Below are 20,115 nucleotides of genomic sequence, written 5' to 3' on the forward strand. Positions count from 1 at the left end.
GGCTTGTAAGCCAGGTGATCTCCGCGCAAGCTTGTTGAACATGGCACTTCATGACGCGGACATACCCTATGAACTTTGACTTCCTTCTGCCATCGACACTGCTCCGCAAGGGCCGTGAATACAGCCGCAAGCTTTGGGTGCGTGTGCTGATCATGGGGTTGTTGGCGGTCTTGTCGCTGCTGCTGAGCATGTTGATCGAACGCTGGATCCCGCAATCGCTCGCGACCTATCTGACCGGCAGTGCGGCGGACCGGTTGCTGTCGATCATCGCCAACGCGATGCTTGCGGTCACCACCTTTTCGCTTAGCGTCATGGTCACGGTATATCGCAGCACCTCGACCCAATGGACGCCGCGCATTCACCGCTTGATCGTGCAGGACCGCACCACCCAGAATACGCTGGCCGTCTTCATCGGGGCCTATGTGTATGCGCTGATCGCCATCATCCTGCGCGAGCTTGGGGTGTTCGACGACAAGCGGTCTTTCGTGTTGTTCGTGATGACGGTGATCGTATTGACGGTGATCGTGTTCAGCCTGATCCGCTGGGTGCTGCATTTGCAGACCTTTGGCAGCCTGATCGATACCTCGCGACAGGTGGAGGATCAGACACGCCGCACCTTCAAGGAACGCCTGCATAATCCCTGCCTCGGGGCCAATCCGCTGACCGGAGATATCCCCGACAGTGCAAAGCCGTTCACCGCGGATGAAAACGGCTATATCCAGCATATCTACCCCGAAGCGTTGAATACCGTGGCGGAAAACCACGGGGTGAAGATCTATCTCAAGCGCAACATCGGCAGCTTTGTTTTCGTCAACGAACCTTTGATGATGATCGACCGCGTGGGGCAGCCCAAGGACGATGAACACACCGATGAAACGCTGCATGCAGGGATCAATGCCAGTATCACCATCGGCGATCTGCGTACCTATGACCAAGATCCGCGCTTTGGTCTCATCGTGATGGGAGAGGTTGCGTCAAAGGCGCTGTCGCCGGGGGTCAACGACCCCGGCACCGCGATCGACGTGATCACCCGTATTGGCCGCATCCTGAGCTTTTACGAGGACGAGACCGAAAGGGACCGCGACGAGGTGCTGGACCACATCTATGTCGCACCGCTGGACCCGTCTGACCTGATGCAGGACGCTTTTGGCGCGTTGGCGCGGGACGGGTGTACGGTGGTCGAGGTGCAGCAGCGGCTTCAAGCCACGCTGACCGGCCTGATGCGGCACCCTGACGAGGGGCTACGCATCGCCGCGCGCAGGGCTGCCGAACGTCACCTCAGACGCGCGCTTGCCAAGATCGACTTTGAACCCGACCGGGCGCAGTTGATGGAAAGCGCCAGCCAAGACGTGCGCGATGCGGTCCGTGATGCGGTAAAGCACAGCGATACAGAGGATGACGCGCCAAAGATGGACAATGATACCGACACCACCTGAGGGCGGCTTTTACAGGGGGCGGATTTTCAGCTGTGTGATCCGGTTGCCATCGCGGGCGATGACCTCGAACCGGAACCCGTGGAAAGAAAACACCTGATTGGGCGTCGGGATCATCTGCGCTTCGTGGATCACCAGACCGGCGACGGTATTGGCCTCTTCGTCGGGCAAATCCCATTCCGTGGCGCGGTTCAGGTCGCGGATCGTCATGGCCCCATCGACGAAATATTGCCCGTCCTCGGCCTTGGTCACGCCGTGGTCCGCATCTGGGTCGAATTCATCGGTGATCTCGCCCACAATCTCTTCAAGGATATCCTCGAGCGTGATCAACCCCTGAAGCGAGCCATATTCATCCACCACCAGCGCAAAATGGGTGCGGCGCCGCAAGAACTGGCGCATCTGTTCGTCCAGCGTAGATGTCTCGGGTACGAAATAGGGTTTCATCGCGATATCGGCGATTTTGAACGTCTTGAACGGTTTGTCATCCTCGGCACCGCTGATGTGCTTGTACATGGCACGCAGCAGGTCTTTGGCATGGATCACGCCGATGATGTTCTCGGGGTCATCGCGATAGACGGGCAGGCGGGTGTGGTTGCTTTCCAGGATCTGTTCAAGGATCTGCGAAGGGTCATCGGCGGCATCAATCATCTCGATCCCTGACCGGTGGAGCATGACCTCTTCCACCATACGTTCGCGCAGGTCGAGCGCGCCTAGAATACGGTCGCGGTCTTCTTTCTCTACCACCCCTTCAGAGCGGCCGATTTGCAGCGCCCCCGCGATTTCCTCGCGCACGGCAAGGATGTTGCTGTCAGGGTCGATGGTCACGCCGAAAAGGCGCAGGATGCCGCGGACCAGAAACCGCACGGCTGACACCACGGGGCTGAAGATCAGCACCACCAGCGCAATGGGCCGCGACACGGCGGCGGCGGCGGTTTCAGCATTGGTGATCGCATAGGTCTTGGGCAGAACCTCGGCAAAGATCAGGACCAGCAGCGTCATCACCAGCGTCGCCAGCGCCACACCGGATTCGCCAAAGACCCGCGTGAACAGCGCCGTCGCAAGCGAGGCTGCAAGAATGTTCACAAGATTGTTGCCCAGCAGGACAGAGCCGATCAGCCGCTCGTTATCCTCGGTGATCTTGAGCGCACGTTCCGCCCCCTTGGACCCTTTATCCGCCTGACCCCGCAGCTTGCCCCGCGATGCCGCCGTCAGCGCCGTTTCCGACCCCGAAAAGAAGCCGGAAAGCACCAGAAGAAACAGGATGATACCGCTGCTGATCCAAAATGCGCCGTCTAGGATTGCGGGGGCCGTGTCCATTTGTGAGTATACCTTATCCGTTTGCTCATAGGGTTATGGGCGTGTGTGCGGTTTCATTCAAGGGATGAGCAGGGTGAACCATCAAGATTTGGGACAATTGAACGGGCCAATTGTGCTGTTCGGCGGGCCATATTCCAACCTGCAGGCGCTTGACGCGCTGTTTGACCGCGCGCGGGCCTTAGGGGTGGTGCCGGACCGGATGATTTGCACCGGCGACGTCGTGGCCTATTGCGCCGATGCCCATGCCGTCAGTGAAAGGATGCAGGACAGTGGCATCGCGGTGGTGGCCGGGAATTGTGAAAAGCAGCTTGCCGCAGGTGCGATGGATTGCGGCTGCGGGTTCGAGGATGGCAGCGCCTGCGATCTGCTGTCGGTCGGCTGGTACGGCTACGCCAGCGCACAGATCACCCAAGCGCAGCGCGACTGGATGGGGCAGGTGCCGGATATCCTCAGCTTTCACCACGCCGGAAAGCGCTATGCCGTGATCCACGGGGGGCACCACGATATCGCCCGCTTTATCTGGCCCGTCTCGTCCGAGGCCGTGTTTGACGCGGAATGGCAGGCGGTGGAGCACAGCATCGGTCCGGTGGATGGGATCATCGCAGGGCACTGCGGGGTGGCGTTTGAACGGCAGACAGCGCGGGGGATGTGGATCAACGCCGGTGTCATCGGCATGCCGCCCAACGACGGCGCACCGCAGACGCGTTTTGCGGTGCTTGATGCGGGGCAGGTGTCGTTTCACAGGCTTGACTATGACCACGCCGCCGCCGCCCGCGCGATGGTGCAGGCGGGGCTGACCCAAGGCTACCACAAGGCGCTAGAGACGGGTCACTGGCCGTCAGAGGATGTCTTGCCGCCGGAACTGCGCCGCGCCGCCTTGGCCAGCGGATGATTTTCCAGCACCAGCTCGGACAGACGTGCCTCTAGCACATGGGTGTAGATCTCGGTCGTGGCGACATCGGCGTGCCCCAACATCGTCTGGATCGCCCGCAGATCGGCCCCATTGGCCAGCAGATGCGTTGCAAAGGCGTGGCGTAGGGTGTGGGGGGTAACCTTGGACGGATCAACACCGGCGGTCAGGGCGAATTCCTTGATCAGCAGATAAAAGCGGTGGCGCGTCAGATATCCGGCGCTGCCGCGACTGGGGAACAGGTAGATCGACGCGGGTTTGTCCTTGGCTTGTGCGGCCTCGTCGGTTTTATCGCGCTGCACCAGCCATGCCGCCAGCGCCTCGCGCGCGGGGTCAGACAGGGGCACCAGACGTTCCTTGCCGCCTTTGCCCATGATCAAAAGCAAACGCGGATCGCCGCGGGCCGCGCTGACCCTAAGGCTCACCAGCTCGCTCACCCGCATACCCGTGGCGTAGAGCAGCTCCATCAGACAGGTGTTGCGCAGCTGGTCCGAGGTGTTGCGCCCCGAGCGGCGCGCCGCGTCGAGCAGCTGGTCAACCTCGTCTTCTGAAAGCACTTTGGGCAGACGTTTGTCCTGACCCGGACCGGCAATCTGGATCGCGGGGTTATCGCTGCGCCACCCTTCTTCAAAGGCGAAACGGTACAGCTGTTTGATCGCCGACAGCCGCCGTGCGCGGGTGGATTTGGCAAGCCCCTGCGCGTCGCACCAGACCATATAGGCCTCGATATCCTTGCGACCGACCGAGACAAAATCCAATGCGCGGCGGGCGAGGAAACTGTCAAAATCCTTCAGGTCGCGCCCATAGGCGAGTTGCGTGTTCGTGGCCGCGCCCAGTTCCGCCGCCTGCGCCTCTAGGAAGGTCGAAATCCAGTGCAGCAACTCGGTCTGCATCAGTCACGCTCCAGCAAAGACGTCTGCAAGGCAGCCCGCCGCGCAGCATCTTCCAGCCCCAGGGCCCGCAGGGTAGAGATCGCATCGCGCAGGGCAGCCGTGTCACCGCGGGCGCCGTCCTCTAGCAGGGCAATCGTATGCAGGATGGCGCTGCCCAACTGACCGTTTTGCGCCATTTCAACCAGCCCCTCACGTGGTGTTGGCGTCGTGAACGCGCTGGCAATCCCCTGTGCGTGGGGGATGTCGGGCGTGGTTTTCGGGGCCTCGCCGCGCGCGATCTGCGACAGGAATGTAATCTCTGCCGGTGTCGTATCGGCGCTGGTAACCTGCTCGTAGAGCGGTGACAGCAGCAGGATACGGTCGCGCAGGGCCGCGCTGGCACCTGTAAGGTCGGTGCCCTGCAAATCCTCGGCATAGAGGGTGGCGAAGGTCACTTCGGTCTCGGCCTGCTGCATGGCGCGCCACGCGGGGCGCAGGGCTTTGGCGATTGCCTCTGCATTGCCGCTGGACATGGCCGTGTCGAACCGCTGGAGCGCTTCTACACGGTCCCACACCCCGCCAGAGGCCGCAGGCTCACGGTCGGTATAAATGCCCAGAAACCGGTTGTCGGGCAGGGCACCGATACGGGTCAGACGCTCCGCCGCATCTAGCTGCGCTTTCCAGCCCGCGATATCGCGCAGATCGGCCACAGCGTAGGCGGCGGGCAGGTTCCGCGTGGGCTGCGGCTCTCCGATCGCTTCGAGAAGCCGGAACTTGAGCGGCGTCATTTCGCGCGGGCCGGGCAGGGGCGCGGCCCCTTCGTAAAGGTCAGGGTTGAGGAACCGGTCCAGCAACGACAGATCGCTTTCGGGCAGCAGCGCCAGCGCTTGGGCAGACCCCAACGTCAGCGCCGCCGTGTCCCATTCCCCCGACCGCGCAGCGCACAGGATGCGCACGCCGTAATCCGTTGTCAGGAAGGGCTTGTCCTTTAGTCGCAGGCAGGCACGATCTTCTGTGCCCAAAAGCAGGCTCACCTGCATCCATAGGCCAAAGTGATCCGGCGAGGTCTCGACACCCGCCTGTTCGATCAGCGACATCGCAGGGTCAAGCGCCGCAGAATCCATCAAGGTGCGCACACGGGCGAGGGCCAGCGCATCGCCCTGTTTCGCATCCCCCTGCGGCGCGGTTGCTTGCGCCAGCAGCAGGGTAAACAGCAGCGAATGGGCCACGGGCAGATGAAGCTCTGGCAGACGGTCAAGCTGGTGGGCGATGTCTTCCGCGGTGCTGCCCGTCCATAGATCCTGCGGCAGCCCTGTCACCTTGGTTGGCACCAACCCGATGGCGCGCGGCCCGCCTTTGCCCAAGGGGGCCACGGTCACGGCAGGCGGCAGCGCGGTCCGCGCCACGGGGGCCTCGTCCGGCTTTACGGGGGGCTTGCGCGTCGGTTGCGGCGTCTTGGGACGTTCGCCGAGCCAGTCGATCACCGACAAAGGCGCGTTGCGGTCATTTTGCGCCGCGGTTTGCGCGGCGACACCAAGGGGGAGGGCAATCAGGCAAAAAACGCTTAGCTGCCTGACAAATCGGATCATTGCTGCTCCAACGTCACGGATTCGCGGATTTCGACCTGGGGTGGTGCAAAGTCCGCCCCGAAGAACGGCCCCACATAGGCATAGACCGCAAGGCCGATGAACCCGATAATTGCGAGGTAAATCAGAAACTTGATCAGCTTGCCCATGGAATCCGCCTGCTTTCTTCTGCATCTTTTGACTATTCTATATATGGCCTTTTGGGCAAGATCACGTCATTCACACAAGAATGAGCGAAATTCAGCAATCCCCAGCCGATACGGCCCAAAACACCCCTCGGTACCATCTAAAGAAGACGGTTGTCATGGTGGGTATGATGGGCGCAGGTAAAACCGCCGTAGGCCGCGCTTTGGCCGCGAAACTCGGCGTGCCCTTTGTGGACAGCGACCACGAGATTGAGGCCGCTGCCAATCTGACCGTGCCCGAAATCTTTGAGCGCGACGGCGAGCCCTTCTTTCGCAAGCGCGAGACCGAAGTGATCTCGCGTCTGCTGGATAAAGAGCCCGGCATCCTGTCGACCGGCGGCGGCGCCTTTCTGGCGGAAGCCAACCGCGAGAATATCTCGGCCCGCGGGGTGTCGGTGTGGCTGGATGCGGATCTTGACCTGCTGTGGAACCGTGTGCGGTACAAGACCTCGCGCCCGTTGCTGCGCACTGCTGACCCACGCGGGACCCTGACCGAACTTTACGAAAAACGTGTGCCGATCTACCGGCTTGCGGATATGACGGTTGCCAGCACGCCGGCGCTGTCGATTGACGCGATGGCGCAGCGCGTGGTGGATGCGCTGACGGATCGTCCAGATGTACTTGAGGTGCTGTGATGCGAGAAACGGTTCATGTCGGTCTTGAGGGCCGCGCCTATGATGTGGTGATCGGCCCCGATCTGCTGGCGCAAGCAGGCACGTTGATTGCCCCGCTGTTGCGCCGCAAACGTGTTGTGGTGGTCAGCGATGAAACGGTTGCGGCGCACCATCTGGACAGTTTACGCGCCGGACTGGACGCCGCTGACATCAGCGTCGAGGCACTGGCATTGCCGCCGGGCGAGGCCACAAAATGTTGGGCAGAGCTGACCCGCACGGTCGATTGGCTGATGGATCAGAAGGTCGAACGCAACGATGTCGTGATTGCCTTTGGCGGCGGTGTCATCGGTGATCTGGTGGGCTTTGCCGCCGCAATTCTGCGCCGTGGTGTACGCTTTGTGCAAATCCCGACCTCGCTTCTGGCACAGGTCGACAGTTCGGTCGGGGGCAAGACGGGGATCAACGTATCACAGGGCAAGAACCTTGTCGGCGCGTTTCATCAGCCGTCCCTTGTATTGGCCGATACGGCCGTGCTTGGCACATTGCAGACGCGCGATTTCCTCGCCGGATATGGCGAGGTCGTCAAATACGGGCTGCTGGGGGATGCGGCCTTCTTTGACTGGCTCGAGGTGAACGCTCCCGCGATGGCCGCTGGCGATATGGCGCTGCGCGTAGAGGCGGTGCGCCGGTCTGTCCAGATGAAGGCCGATATTGTGCTGCGCGACGAAAAAGAACATGGCGACCGCGCGCTGTTGAACCTTGGCCATACCTTCTGTCACGCGCTTGAGGCGGCGACGGGCTATTCCGACCGGTTGCTGCATGGCGAAGGTGTGGCGATCGGCTGTGCGATGGCGTTTGAATTGTCCGCCCGTTTGGGGCTTTGCGCGCAAGAGGACCCCAGCCGCGTCCGTGCGCATCTGCGGGCCATGGGCATGAAAACCGACCTGCGCGACATCGACGGAGATCTGCCGGACGCCGCCTATCTGCTTGATCTGATGGGGCAGGATAAAAAGGTCATCGACGGCAAGCTGCGCTTTATTCTGGCCCGCAGCATTGGCGATGCTTTTGTCACCGCCGATGTCCCCAGGGACGCGGTGCTGCAACTGCTGGAGGACGCGTTGGCTGAACGCCACTAGGGCGCGACGCCCACCCGTCTTAAGTCACAACAAAGAAAAAGGCGGGGAATTCCCCGCCTTAACTATGTTTGGTATCCAATTGATGTCAGAATGGGATTTCATCATCCAGATCGCGCGAGGAACCGCGACCACCGTCGTTGCCACCGCCCGAGGGGCCACTGTCATAGCCGCCGCCGTAGCCGCCCTGATCTGACGGGCCGCTGTCGTAGCCACCGCCGCCGCCGCCGTAGTTGCCACCACCACCGGAACCTCCACCGTCGCGGCCATCGAGCATGGTCAGCGTACCGCCAAAGCCCTGCAGGACAACTTCTGTGCTGTATTTATCTTGACCGGACTGATCTTGCCATTTGCGCGTTTGCAGCTGGCCTTCGATATACACTTTGGAACCTTTCTTCAGGTATTGCTCTGCAATGCGCACAAGCCCTTCCTGAAAGATCGCCACCGAATGCCATTCGGTCTTTTCGCGGCGCTCGCCGGTGTTGCGGTCTTTCCATGTCTCGGATGTCGCGATGCGCAGGTTGCACACTTTGCCGCCGTTCTGGAACGAACGCACTTCGGGATCGCGCCCCAGATTCCCGATTAGGATCACTTTATTCACTGAGCCGGCCATGATGCCCCCATTTGCTGCAAGTTTACGGGCCACGCGCGAATCCCGCACGCACCTTGGATTGGCCGACGTTATACCCAGCAGGGATTGCGATAAACAGGGGGGAGGCGGGATTATCGCCGTTGCGACCCACGCAGATGTGACAGGGGGCAATAAAGGGTGGCACCAACGGGTCAGTTTGATATGGTCTGCGGGAATTGAGACTGCGTGGGGCAGGGACAATATGCGAATTTTACTAACGGCGGCGCTGTGCTGCCTTTCTGTGGGCGCAGCACCGGTTGCCGCTGATGTTTTTTCATCCAAGAACCGGACCAAGCTTTTTGCGTCCCAGACCAAGATTTTGGACACACGGGCGTCAAAACAATATGCGGCCTCTGTCCGGCTGCAGCCACAACGCGTGGTCACCCCGACAAAATGGGACACACCCAAATATCGCGGCAAGTACAAGGGCGTCTACCTTGGCATGGCGCGCGAAGCCGCGATGCGCCACGGCATTCCGGCGGATCTCTTCTTGCGTCTCGTGCAGCAGGAAAGCGGCTGGAACCCTGCGGCGCGGTCGCATAAAGGCGCGCTTGGTCTGGCGCAGCTTATGCCGGAAACGGCGCGTATCCTGCGCGTGGACCCGACCGACCCCTACGAGAACCTTGATGGCGGTGCACGCTACCTCAAGCGCCAATATCAGGCGTTCGGGTCATGGAACCTCGCGCTTGCGGCCTATAACGCGGGGCCGGGGGCGGTGAAGAAATACGGTGGCATCCCGCCCTACGCCGAAACCAAGAACTATGTGAAGGTGATCGCGGGTCTGTGATGCACCCCGATAAGTGGCTGTAAATACTATGTATTTAGCCGCTTTATGCTGATTTCCGCTTGCCGTTTTTCGCGGCGATGGAACCATATCGCCACGCCTGATGTTCCCTTTCCACAGCGTCAGCAGGTCGTCTTCTACGGTCTGCGCGCATCAGGAAGATAAGGAGCATTCGCATGTTCAACTCAGTTAAATCGATCGCCTTGGCCACGGGTGTCAGCTTGGCCGCATTGTCCTCTGCCGCATTTGCGGACGACAGCGTTGCCTTCTCGGCGATTGACGTAAGCTCGTCAATCAACGCCGCGCAGGACGCCAATGCGATGGAATACTACCCCCAGATCACCGAGGATCTGAAAGCCGCCGTGGCCGCCCGCGTCTTGGGCAGCGATGACGCCAGCGATCCGACGATCAACATCGACATCCGCAAAATCTCGCTGGATGGGGATACGATGCTGAGCGATAGCCAGGAATTTAACGAGATTGAAGGTGTGGTCGACATCACATCGCCCAATGAATCGATCGGCGCACGCAGCTTCCCTGTGAATGTCGCCGCCTATTCGGTCGATCAGGTCGTGCCCGAGGGCTATGTCGCCGTGTCCCCGACCGAGGGTGTGTTCTACGAAGTCATGATCAACGGTTTTGCCGATGAGGTGGCCGAACAGGTCGGCAATCTGAACACCGCAGGTAGCGGCGTCAGCAAATAAGCCACCCTGCCTCGATCAGGCAGAAGCGGCCATCGCACATGCGATGGCCGTTTTTTGATGCGTAGCGAAGGGTTCAGCGCGCCGTAACGTCCATCTCGATCACCGGCTCCATCGCCGCAAGCTGCGCGTCATCCAGATGACATTTCACCGTATGCCCCGCCTCCAGCGCCCGCAGCTCTGGTACCTGCGTCTCGCATAGATTTCCCGGCAGCTGAGATTTCCATCGGCAGCGCGTCTGAAAGGGGCAACCGGGCGGCGGGTTCATCGCCGAGGGGACATCGCCTTCCAGTACAATATGTTTTTTCTTCACCCGCGTGTCGGCAATCGGCACTGCCGAAAGCAGCGCTTCGGTATAGGGGTGATAGGGCGGAGAGAACACCTGATCCGTGGTGCCCAACTCGACCACATGACCCAGATACATCACCATCACCCGGTCGCTAAGGTATCGCACGATGCTCAGGTCATGGCTGATGAACAACAGACAGGTCTGTTGCGCCTGCTGGATCTCCATCAAAAGATCCGTAACCGCCGCCTGAACCGAGACATCAAGCGCCGAAACGGGTTCATCCGCCACCACAATCCGCGCGTCTCCGGCAAAGGCACGGGCAATCCCCACGCGTTGTTTCTGCCCGCCCGACAGTTGGCGCGGCATGCGGCAGGCGAATTCCCGCGGCAGTTTGACCAGATCCAGCAGCTCCAGCATGCGCGCCTTACGGTCGCGCGCGGATGTGCCCACGCCAAACACTTCAAGCGCGCGGATGATCTGGCGGCCCACGGTCATTGACGGGTTCAATGTGTCGAAAGGGTTCTGGAACACCATCTGGATATCAGCGACGGTCTGTGTCCCCCGATCCTCGATCGCGGTGGTACCGATATCACGGCCATCCAGCAGCAGATGACCGGCTGTGGCCGTCTCCAGCCCCATGAGAACCTTGGCAAAAGTGGACTTGCCGCAACCGGATTCCCCCACGATGGCAAGGGTTTCACCCGCGCGCGCTTCAAAGCTCAGCTCTTCGTTTGCTTTAACCACTTTGGTACCGGTGCCGCCAAACATGGAATGCGCCGCCACCTGATAGTATTTCTTGAGCTTGTCCATTTTCAGAACGACGTCGCCAACCTCGCCCTTCGACTTGGTCGCCGCATGCGCCATCGGCGCGGACCAGTCGATTTCATCGTGGCGGATACAGCGTGTCGCGTGTCGCGTGTTTTCGGGCACATCCAGCATCGGAATGGCACCCTGATCGCAGCGCCCCGCGACAAAGTAGTCACAGCGCGGGCCAAAGTTGCAGCCCTCGGGGCGTTCATGGGGCAGGGGGAAATTGCCGGGGATAGCGACCAGCGGGCGCGCGGTCTTGTCGGCTCCGGGCAGCGGGATCGACCGGAACAGAGCCTGTGTATAGGGATGGCGCATGCCGTCGAACACATCCGCAATCGACCCGCGCTCGACCGCCTCGCCTGAGTACATGACACAGATGCGATCGCAGGTGTCCAGCACCAGCCCGAGGTTGTGGCTGATGAACAGCATAGAGGTGCCGTATTTGCGCCCCAGATCTTTGACCAGATCAATGATCACCGCCTCGACCGTGACATCCAATGCTGTGGTGGGCTCGTCCAGGATCAGCAAGGACGGCTCTGACATCAGGGCCATAGCGATGACGATACGCTGCTGTTGCCCGCCTGACAGTTGGTGCGGATAGGCCTTGAGGATACGTTCGGGGTCCGGCAGCTTGACGTCGGTCACCAGTTGCAAGGCGCGGGCATGGGCCTCGCGTTTCGACATGCCACCGTGGATCATCGGCACTTCCATCAACTGCTGCCCGATCCGCATGGCGGGGTTCAAAGAGGCCATAGGCTCTTGATAGATCATCGCGATTTCGCTGCCCCTGATCTGACGCAACTCAGCGGCGCTCATCTGGGACAGATCGCGCCCCTTGAACTTGATGGACCCGCCCACGACACGCCCGTTCACCCCAAGGTCCTGCATCACACCCAAGGCGACCGTTGATTTACCACAACCGGATTCACCAACCAGCCCCACAGCCTCGCCCGGTTTGACCGAGACAGAGAAATCCATCACCGCCGGAATTTCGCGCAGCCGTGTGAAGAAAGAGATCGACAGCCCGTCGATCTCCAGAATTGGCCCGTCATATGCCTCGCCCATGTCCAACTCCCTTACCTTCAACCGCAACCATATACTTCATTTTGCCAAGTAAACTCCGGGGGTGCGGGGGCTGGCCCCCGGCGGCGGCCATCCCAAATCAATCCCGCAAACTCTCTTCGCGCAGCCCATCCGCGAGCAGGTTCAACCCCAGCACAAGGCTGAGCAAAGCCAGCGCCGGCGCGATTGCCGCATGGGGGTAGAGCGCCAGCAGGCGCCGCCCTGCGTTGATCGTGGTGCCCCAATCGGGGCTTTCGGATTCCAGTCCCAGCCCAAAGAACCCCAGCGTGCCAAGCAGGATCGTGGTATAGCCGATGCGCAGGCAGAAATCGACGATCAGGGGGCCGCGGGCATTGGGCAGGATCTCCCATAGCATGATGTACCACGGTCCTTCGCCGCGGGTCTGCGCGGCCGCCACGTAGTCGCGTGTCTTGATGTCCAGTGCGAGCCCGCGCACGATCCGGAATACTGTGGGCGCATTGACGAAAACCACCGCGACAAAGACCACCAGCAACCCCGGCCCGATGTCGAGGAAATCCAGAAACGCGGGCAGGCCCGGGATCTCGTAGGTCTGGGTGCGCACCAACGCCCCATCGTCCGAGATCATCGCGAGGTAAAGCCAGCCCACCAGCCCCAGTACCACGACCAGCACCGGCGTGCGGGTGCCTGGCTGCGTGCGCAGACGAGTGTTGAGCAGCACCCCAAGGAACACTAGCGGAAAGATGAACAGCACAATTGCCATGTAATTCGGCAGTCCGGTCAGCACGATTTCGGGGGTGACCAGAAGATAAAAGATCAAGATCACCGGAAAGGCGAGGATCAGATTGGCTAGAAAGCTCAGGAATACGTCCAGTTTACCGCCATAGTAGCCCGCAGGCAGCCCCAGCGTGATCCCCACCATAAAGGCAAAGACCGTCGCCATCGGCGCGATCTGGATCACCACCCAGGCCCCCTTGATCAGTCGGCTGAACACATCGCGGGCAAGGTTATCGCCGCCCAGCAGGAACCACGGGTAGTCGCCATCCTCGGCACGGGCCAGTGGTGTGCCGGGAAGCTTGTTCTTCATGCCCGAGGTCTGGCTGAGGCTATCATGGGTCACGATCATGTCGAACACCCCGCCGAACAGCCCCGTATAGACCCAGAACATCACCAGCCCAAAGCCGATCATGCCAACGGTGCTGTCAAACAATTTGCCATAAAGCCCCAGCCGGCGTTTGAAGGCGATCGACAGGGCAAAGGTCACGATCAGCGCAATCCAGACCGGCAGCAGACGTTGCGCCATGCCGCCAAAGATGCCGGCCTCGGCACCCATGAAAACGCCCCCGACGACATAGACCATCAGCAATGCCGTCGCCGCCGCGATCCCCGCGGTGGTGATCTGCCCCAAGCGGCGCGCTCCCGCAGGGGAAATGGGAAGCAGGGGCCAGACCATCTGCATCGCGATGCCAAGCAGCACGACCAACACCGCGCCCCCCAGCAATGGGTTCATCCAGTCCAGCGCACCTGTCCATGTCAAGGGGTCCATCTGCATTGTCTCCTCAGGTGATCCGGATGCGCGGGTTCAGCACGACATAGCCGATGTCCGAGATCAGCTGCGTTGTCAGCACCACGATCACCGACACGACCGACACGGCCAGCAACAACTCGATGTCATTATTCGACGCGGCGCGGACCAGCAGCCAGCCGAAACCCTTGTAGTTAAAGAGGGTCTCGACGATGACGACTCCGTTCAGAAGCCAGGGGATTTGCAGCATGATCACCGTGAACGGCGCGATCAGTGCATTGCGCAGGGCGTGTTTCAGGACGATGTTGCCAAAGCTCACCCCCTTCAGCCGCGCCGTGCGGATGTATTGCGCGGTCATCACCTCGGTCATCGAGGCACGGGTCATGCGCGCGATATAGCCCATCCCGTAAAGCGAGATGGTGAGCACCGGCAAAAAGAAATTCCAGAAGCTCGCGTCTTTCATCGCGCTGGCGGCGGAGCCCAGAAACAGCGTTTTGCTGTCGATCCAGCCCCAGTCGGCCAGCAGGGGTGACAACCCAAATCGCGAGGAGGCGAGCAGGGCGATGAACACGACACCAGACACATATTCAGGCGTCGCGGTTGTGAGGATTGAAAAGGTCGACAGGGTCCGGTCCGTCCGCGACCCTTCGCGCATCCCTGCCAGCACGCCCACAATCAGCGCCATCGGCACCATCAGCAGGATCACGCAGCCCATCAGCTTGCCCGTCAGCGCCAATCGCGTCAGGACGGTGGGGCCGACATCCTCTTGGAAAACAGTCGAAAATCCCCAATCCCCTTGCAAGATACCGCAAAAGCGGCGGCGGTCGCCCTCGGGCGTGTCCTTGGTAAAGCAGCGCCCGAAACTGGTGCCGTCATCCTCTTGCGTCACCCATCCGGGCATGACGCCCAGCCATTGGCCGAATTTGACCGGCAGCGGGTCAAGATAGCCGCGATCCCCCAGATAGCTTGCGACCGCTTCGTCCGACATGCGGAAGTTGCCTTGGGTCTTGGCGAGCTTTTCGAGGTTCGGATAGAGGTTGGTCAGCCAGAACACGATAAAGGTCAGGCATAGCGCTGTTACCACCATCACGCCCAAACGGCGCAATATGAAAATACCCATGTGATGACCCTGTTGCGCGGCGGTACGGCGACACCTCGAAGGCGCGCGGCTGCGTTTGAATTTGTCGCAGCGCGGTCCGGCTTTTGCCGATACGTTGCGCGCTGCGCGGCTCCCTTATTGTCCGCTTTCCACCATGACATGGGCGGTGCGGATGTGTTTTTCTTGAGTACCAGTCAGCCACAGGTCGCGGTGGCAGGTCAACTCGGTACTTTGGAAAAGGGCGCTAACCCGAGCGTCCTTGCGGCCACCGGCCCTGACGCGTCAGGCCGCAGTTGCCCGCAGACGCGAGGGTGTGAGGCCCGTGTGTTGCTGCATGAACCGTGTGAAATAGGCGGCAGAGCCAAAGCCAAGGTGACGCGCGATATCCTGTGCGGAATGCTCTGTCGTGCCAAGCAGATGCCGTGCCTCATGCACCACCCGTTCGGTCAGGATATCCGCTGCAGTCTTGCCGGTGGCAGATTTTACGGCCCGTGACAGATGCGTCGGCGTGACCTCCAGGCTTTCGGCGTATTGCGCCATCGGCGCGCCGCTGCTGTAGTGTTCACAGACCATCTGGCAGAACCGCGCGCTGAGCCGTGCGGCGGCGTTGCGCCGGTTGGGGACATGTTCGTCCTGCATGATCTGGCGCCGCAGCCAGACCGACATCAGCGCCGCGTGCCCCTCTAACGCGTCATGATACAGCGGGCGCTTGGCCTGTTGTTCGCGCTGCGCGGCTTCGATCAGGCCGGTCAGTTCGGTCTGGGCCTGCACATCCCGAATACGCAGGTGGCGCGGCATTTGGGGCAGGCGCAGCTCGGTGCCGTCGGGGATCACCACCGCTTGCCCGATGCCCTGCCGCCCCATATCAAGGGCAAAGAGCGCACGGGCAGGGATAAACACCGCGTTATGCGCCCCCAAGCCGCGCCGCTGGCCGTCAAGCTGCAGCAACCCCTGACCGCGGGTGATCCAGATCAGCATATGCACAGGCCGGTCATGACAAAGCTGCACGCGCCAGTCCTGCCCTTGCGACAGTTGCGCCAGCGTCAGCAATTCGATCGTGTTCTCTGTCATTGCATGACCCTATCAGCAAAAGACAAGTAAACACTATCGTTATACAGAGATACGGAAAGATAAAGGCAGTAAAAGATAATTCCGCCGTTTTGGCGACTGCGTGCTAGCCCGGCACATATTGCAGCCAATCGGCGGTGTTCTTGCGCATCCACGTGCGCTGCCGTTTGGCATACTGCCGTGTCGCGATGATGGCATCCTGTCGCGCCACGTCAAGCGGTGTTACGCCGTCAAGGTAGCGCATCAGCTCGGGTACGCCGATGGCACGGTGCGCGGGCAGGGCGGGGTCATAATCGGGGCGCACGGCGGCAACTTCGTCCAGCGCGCCTTGGTCCAGCATCTGGTCAAAGCGACGGATGATCCTGTCGTTCAGCCAGTCCTTTGACGCGGCAACGGCGACAGGCTGACAGCGACCCATCGGCAGGATGGGGGGCGGCGTATCATCTTGCCACGCGGCCAGCCCGCGCCCTGTGGCTTGCTGCACCTCCCACGCACGCTGGACGCGCATGGGGTTATAAAGATCGATGCGGCGCGCCGTCTCTGCATCAAGCGCGTCGATCATCGCCGCGCGGGGCATGGTATTGCCCGCGGCGCGCACCGCATCGGGGGTCGGGGGAATGTCCACCAGCCCCTTGGTCAGCGCCGCGAAATAAAGCCCCGTGCCACCGACAATAATCGGGCGTGCGGGCTGGCGCAGCACCTCGGTCACCTCGCGCAGCCAGTGGCCGACCGAATAGGGGTCGTGTGCTGCGACATGGCCGTACATCAGATGCGGTGCCAAGGCCTCTTCCTCGGCCGGGGGGCGGGCCGAGATCACGCGCCAGCAGCCGTAGACCTGACTGGCATCCGCATTCACAATCACCCCGCCCTGAGCCTGCGCAATCGCCAGCGCCAGCGCCGATTTACCCGAGGCCGTGGGCCCCGCAATCAGGACAGGCGCAGTAGCGTCGATAGAGGAAACCACGTCAGAGACGCGGGACAGCGGGGCATCTGGCATTTCTTTGCGTGAACCTCTGACGGAGCATTGAATGTTTGCGCTATTTGCGACATTTTACGGCGCAATGAAAACCCCTCCCACACCCTGAAAGGTGCGCCCATGCCCGAGAGCCAGTCAAAAGTAACATTCAACCGGGTCATGCTGAAGATTTCAGGCGAAGCATTGATGGGCGATCAGGGGTTCGGGCTGAACCCGCCAACCGTGCAACGCATCGCGAACGAGGTCAAATCGGTTCACGATCTTGGCGTCGAAATCTGCATGGTCATCGGGGGCGGCAATATCTTCCGCGGGCTGCAAGGATCGGCCCAAGGGATGGAACGCACCACCGCTGACTATATGGGGATGCTGGCCACCGTGATGAACGCGCTGGCGATGCAATCCGCGCTGGAGGAACTGGGCATCCACACGCGGGTGATTTCCGCGATCACAATGAACGAGGTCGCCGAACCCTATATTCGCCGCCGCGCCGTGCGCCACCTTGAGAAAAAGCGCGTGTGCATCTTTGCCGCGGGCACCGGCAACCCGTATTTCACCACTGATACCGCCGCGACGCTGCGCGCCAATGAAATGGCCTGCGAAGCGATCTTCAAGGGCACCAAGGTCGATGGTGTCTATGACAAAGACCCCGCCAAATTCGACGATGCGGTCCGCTATGATGCCGTCAGCTATGACGACGTGCTGCAAAAGCGCTTGGGGGTCATGGATGCCTCTGCCATCGCCTTGGCGCGCGACAACAACCTGCCGATCATCGTCTTCTCTCTGGACGAGCCGGGCGGCTTCAAGGGGATTCTCGCGGGCGAGGGCACATACACACGGGTTCAGGGCTAGGCCCCAACCTACGATAGATGCGGGGCTCCCTATACAAGGGGGGCCTGATCGCGTTATATCGGTTCAAATCTAGATAGTTACAAAACCACCGGGGACATCATGTCAGACGATTTTATGCTGGACACAGACGATCTTGAGCGGCGCATGAACGGCGCAATCGCATCGTTGCGCACCGAATTTGCCTCTTTGCGCACAGGCCGCGCGTCCGCTTCTATGCTGGAGCCTGTGATGGTCGACGCCTATGGCAGCAGCACGCCGATCAACCAGGTGGGCACCGTCAACGTGCCCGAGCCACGCATGGTCACCATCAACGTCTGGGACAAGGCGCTGGTCGGCAAGGTCGAAAAGGCGATCCGTGAATCCGGTCTGGGTATCAACCCGCAGTTGAACGGCACGATCATCATGTTGCCGATCCCCGAGCTGAACGAGGAACGCCGCACCCAGCTGACCAAGGTCGCGGGGCAATATGCCGAGAGCGCCCGTGTATCGATCCGCAACGTGCGCCGCGACGGTATGGACCAGATCAAGAAAGCCAAGGCCGACGGCATGTCGGAAGACGATCAGAAAGTCTGGGAGGGTGAGGTTCAGGACATGACCAACAAGTTCATCGCCCAGATCGACGAGCAGCTTGAAAGCAAACAAGCCGAGATCATGCAGGTTTAAGTACCTTACTCGATGCGCGCGACCCCAAGGTCCGCGCATCGGCCTGCAGTTCGATAAGGATAGATGATGCCTGCTGCGACCGACCAGACCTTCCAGCTTGTCCCAGGGGCACCGCGCCATGTTGCGATCATCATGGACGGAAACGGCCGTTGGGCGACCCAGCGGGGGCGTCCGCGTCTGTTCGGGCATCACGCCGGTGCCAAACGTGTGCGCGAGATCGTCGAGGCATGCCCCGATTTCGGCGTCGAATATCTGACGATCTTTGCCTTCTCGACCGAGAACTGGAAACGTACTCAGGTCGAGGTGGCAGGACTCATGAGCCTGTTCCGCCGCTATATCACCAAAGAGACCAAGGCGCTGAAAGCCAAGGGCGTGCGCGTCCGATTTATCGGTGACCGTGTCCGGCTGGATGCGAAACTGGTCAAGCTGATGAATGTGCTAGAGGCAGAGACGGCGGAAAATACCCGTACCCATCTGACGATTGCGTTGAACTACGGCGGTCGCGACGAGGTCGCGCGCGCGACCCAGCGGCTGGCGCAGGACGTTGCAGCGGGTCTGCTCAGCCCTGATGACGTCGACGAAGAAACCCTGCCGCGCTATCTGGATACCCATGTTCTGCCGGACCCCGATCTGGTGATCCGCACCAGTGGCGAGGCGCGGATATCGAACTTTCTGCTGTGGCAATCAGCCTATGCCGAATATGAATTCATTGATACGCTCTGGCCCGACTTCACCAAGGCCGAGTTCGGCAATCTTTGTGCGGCCTTTGGCAATCGCGACCGGCGCTTTGGTGCCGTGTCCTCCTGATCGTACGACGAAAGGAAAGCACTATGACACCTTCTTCGGAACGCTGGTCCGACCTCACGGCGCGCGTCGGTTCGGCGCTGGCGATGATCGTGGTCGGTCTGGGTGGTATCTATCTGGGCGGGCCCGTGTTCCACGTTCTTGTCGCGATCATTTGCGGCGTCATGGCGTGGGAACTGGTGGGGATGTTGAACCCGTCAAACCGTGGTGCGCGGATGCAGATGGGCTTGCTGGTGGGCGCGGCGACGCTCGCCGCGATCTACCTGCCCGTGGGCTTTGCCCTGCCGGTGCTGCTGGCCCCCGCGTTGGTGGGCTTTGGCCAGTTGGAAAAGCACCGCACCATTTTCATGTGTTTCACCGTGATGATCATGCTGGCCGGTTTCGGGCTAACGCAGGTCCGCGATGATTTCGGCTTTGGCTGGCTGATGTGGTTGGTGCTGGTTGTGGTGATCACCGATGTCGTTGGCTATTTCGCCGGACGTGCCATCGGTGGCCCGAAGTTCTGGCCCAAGGTCAGCCCCAAGAAAACATGGTCCGGCACGGCGGCGGGCTGGATCGGGGCCGCGGCTGTCGGTTTCCTGTTCTCGATCAACACCGGTGTGGGCTTGCAGCTGGTCGGTGTCTCTGTCGCCATGTCGATGGCGTCACAGATGGGTGATATGGCGGAATCCGGGATGAAGCGTCGCTTGGGGGTCAAGGACAGCTCAAACTTGATCCCCGGTCATGGCGGCTTGCTGGATCGGTTCGACGGTATGCTGGGGGCGGCGCTGTTCCTGCTGATCATTGGTCGTTTCCTGACCATCACCCCCGCGCTAAGCTGATCTT

At 61.0% G+C, this 20,115-nt stretch carries 20 protein-coding genes; 10 read left to right on the forward strand and 10 right to left on the reverse strand.

The window, feature by feature from the left end:
• Positions 1–68 precede the first annotated feature (68 nt).
• Entirely contained in the window at positions 69–1,436 is a 1,368-nt protein-coding gene (locus ACTRWK_RS10505; RefSeq protein ID WP_037966411.1) for a DUF2254 domain-containing protein, read from the forward strand.
• Between the two features lie 9 nt (positions 1,437–1,445).
• Here the strand turns inward: ACTRWK_RS10505 and ACTRWK_RS10510 are convergent, their stop codons facing one another.
• Positions 1,446–2,750: an HlyC/CorC family transporter gene (locus ACTRWK_RS10510; protein ID WP_064215721.1), complete on the reverse strand. Its 1,305-nt coding sequence runs from the start codon at positions 2,748–2,750 to the stop codon at positions 1,446–1,448.
• Positions 2,751–2,814: 64 nt separating this feature from the next.
• Here ACTRWK_RS10510 and ACTRWK_RS10515 point away from each other — a divergent pair, with 64 nt between their 5' ends.
• Positions 2,815–3,642 (forward strand): metallophosphoesterase family protein, encoded by an 828-nt coding sequence (locus tag ACTRWK_RS10515; protein WP_289081138.1) that lies wholly within the window; start codon positions 2,815–2,817, stop codon positions 3,640–3,642.
• On the opposite strand, the gene ACTRWK_RS10520 is transcribed toward ACTRWK_RS10515, so the two are convergent.
• Genes ACTRWK_RS10520 through ACTRWK_RS10530 form a run of 3 tightly spaced genes read right to left on the reverse strand, consistent with a single transcriptional unit; the run spans position 3,579 to position 6,267 of the window.
• Positions 3,579–4,553 carry a site-specific tyrosine recombinase XerD gene (locus ACTRWK_RS10520; RefSeq protein ID WP_289081137.1) on the reverse strand — a complete coding sequence of 325 codons (975 nt, stop codon included), beginning with the start codon at positions 4,551–4,553 and terminating at the stop codon, positions 3,579–3,581. The two genes, ACTRWK_RS10515 and ACTRWK_RS10520, sit on opposite strands and share 64 nt — an antisense overlap.
• Positions 4,553–6,121 carry a hypothetical protein gene (locus ACTRWK_RS10525; RefSeq protein ID WP_289081136.1) on the reverse strand — a complete coding sequence of 523 codons (1,569 nt, stop codon included), beginning with the start codon at positions 6,119–6,121 and terminating at the stop codon, positions 4,553–4,555. Before ACTRWK_RS10525 ends, ACTRWK_RS10520 begins: the two co-directional genes overlap by 1 nt.
• Positions 6,118–6,267 (reverse strand): hypothetical protein, encoded by a 150-nt coding sequence (locus tag ACTRWK_RS10530; protein WP_005853380.1) that lies wholly within the window; start codon positions 6,265–6,267, stop codon positions 6,118–6,120. Before ACTRWK_RS10530 ends, ACTRWK_RS10525 begins: the two co-directional genes overlap by 4 nt.
• Positions 6,268–6,347: 80 nt before the next feature.
• Between ACTRWK_RS10530 and ACTRWK_RS10535 the strand changes: the two genes are divergently transcribed.
• Entirely contained in the window at positions 6,348–6,938 is a 591-nt protein-coding gene (locus tag ACTRWK_RS10535) for a shikimate kinase (RefSeq protein ID WP_289081135.1), read from the forward strand.
• A complete protein-coding gene (gene aroB / locus ACTRWK_RS10540) occupies positions 6,938–8,053 on the forward strand; it encodes a 3-dehydroquinate synthase (RefSeq protein ID WP_289081134.1) in 1,116 nt (371 codons plus the stop codon). The genes ACTRWK_RS10535 and aroB overlap by 1 nt, the downstream gene beginning before the upstream one ends.
• Positions 8,054–8,138: 85 nt before the next feature.
• Here aroB and ACTRWK_RS10545 read toward each other — a convergent pair whose 3' ends face one another.
• Positions 8,139–8,663 carry a single-stranded DNA-binding protein gene (locus tag ACTRWK_RS10545; RefSeq protein WP_005853386.1) on the reverse strand — a complete coding sequence of 175 codons (525 nt, stop codon included), beginning with the start codon at positions 8,661–8,663 and terminating at the stop codon, positions 8,139–8,141.
• A 220-nt stretch (positions 8,664–8,883) separates the two neighbouring features.
• Between ACTRWK_RS10545 and ACTRWK_RS10550 the strand changes: the two genes are divergently transcribed.
• Both ACTRWK_RS10550 and ACTRWK_RS10555 read left to right on the forward strand, forming a co-directional pair.
• Entirely contained in the window at positions 8,884–9,468 is a 585-nt protein-coding gene (locus ACTRWK_RS10550; protein WP_064215715.1) for a lytic transglycosylase domain-containing protein, read from the forward strand.
• A gap of 173 nt (positions 9,469–9,641) precedes the next feature.
• Entirely contained in the window at positions 9,642–10,169 is a 528-nt protein-coding gene (locus ACTRWK_RS10555) for a hypothetical protein (protein ID WP_037944222.1), read from the forward strand.
• A gap of 73 nt (positions 10,170–10,242) precedes the next feature.
• Here the strand turns inward: ACTRWK_RS10555 and ACTRWK_RS10560 are convergent, their stop codons facing one another.
• The 5 genes from ACTRWK_RS10560 to miaA all read right to left on the reverse strand — a co-directional run bounded on the left by ACTRWK_RS10560 (position 10,243) and on the right by miaA (position 16,995).
• A complete protein-coding gene (locus ACTRWK_RS10560; protein ID WP_340269934.1) occupies positions 10,243–12,330 on the reverse strand; it encodes a dipeptide ABC transporter ATP-binding protein in 2,088 nt (695 codons plus the stop codon).
• A gap of 97 nt (positions 12,331–12,427) precedes the next feature.
• The gene (locus tag ACTRWK_RS10565; RefSeq protein WP_289081132.1) at positions 12,428–13,852 is read right to left on the reverse strand and encodes an ABC transporter permease; all 1,425 of its coding nucleotides are present in this window, start codon (positions 13,850–13,852) and stop codon (positions 12,428–12,430) included.
• Between the two features lie 13 nt (positions 13,853–13,865).
• Positions 13,866–14,951 (reverse strand): ABC transporter permease, encoded by a 1,086-nt coding sequence (locus ACTRWK_RS10570; protein ID WP_184582149.1) that lies wholly within the window; start codon positions 14,949–14,951, stop codon positions 13,866–13,868.
• A 261-nt stretch (positions 14,952–15,212) separates the two neighbouring features.
• Positions 15,213–16,001, reverse strand: a complete 789-nt coding sequence (locus ACTRWK_RS10575; RefSeq protein ID WP_037944226.1) for an AraC family transcriptional regulator — start codon at positions 15,999–16,001, stop codon at positions 15,213–15,215.
• A gap of 103 nt (positions 16,002–16,104) precedes the next feature.
• The gene (gene miaA / locus ACTRWK_RS10580) at positions 16,105–16,995 is read right to left on the reverse strand and encodes a tRNA (adenosine(37)-N6)-dimethylallyltransferase MiaA (protein WP_289081131.1); all 891 of its coding nucleotides are present in this window, start codon (positions 16,993–16,995) and stop codon (positions 16,105–16,107) included.
• Positions 16,996–17,094: 99 nt separating this feature from the next.
• Between miaA and pyrH the strand changes: the two genes are divergently transcribed.
• The 4 genes from pyrH (at position 17,095) to ACTRWK_RS10600 (ending at position 20,111) form a co-directional block, all read left to right on the forward strand.
• Positions 17,095–17,823 carry a UMP kinase gene (gene pyrH / locus ACTRWK_RS10585; protein ID WP_009826990.1) on the forward strand — a complete coding sequence of 243 codons (729 nt, stop codon included), beginning with the start codon at positions 17,095–17,097 and terminating at the stop codon, positions 17,821–17,823.
• Between the two features lie 99 nt (positions 17,824–17,922).
• Positions 17,923–18,486, forward strand: coding sequence for a ribosome recycling factor (gene frr / locus ACTRWK_RS10590; protein WP_005853404.1), 564 nt, complete (start codon positions 17,923–17,925; stop codon positions 18,484–18,486).
• A 63-nt stretch (positions 18,487–18,549) separates the two neighbouring features.
• Positions 18,550–19,293 carry a polyprenyl diphosphate synthase gene (gene uppS, locus ACTRWK_RS10595; protein WP_037966392.1) on the forward strand — a complete coding sequence of 248 codons (744 nt, stop codon included), beginning with the start codon at positions 18,550–18,552 and terminating at the stop codon, positions 19,291–19,293.
• A gap of 23 nt (positions 19,294–19,316) precedes the next feature.
• Positions 19,317–20,111 carry a phosphatidate cytidylyltransferase gene (locus ACTRWK_RS10600; protein WP_005853409.1) on the forward strand — a complete coding sequence of 265 codons (795 nt, stop codon included), beginning with the start codon at positions 19,317–19,319 and terminating at the stop codon, positions 20,109–20,111.
• Positions 20,112–20,115: the final 4 nt, after the last annotated feature.

Source organism: Sulfitobacter sp. G5_S2_6_S6, from assembly GCF_054968505.1.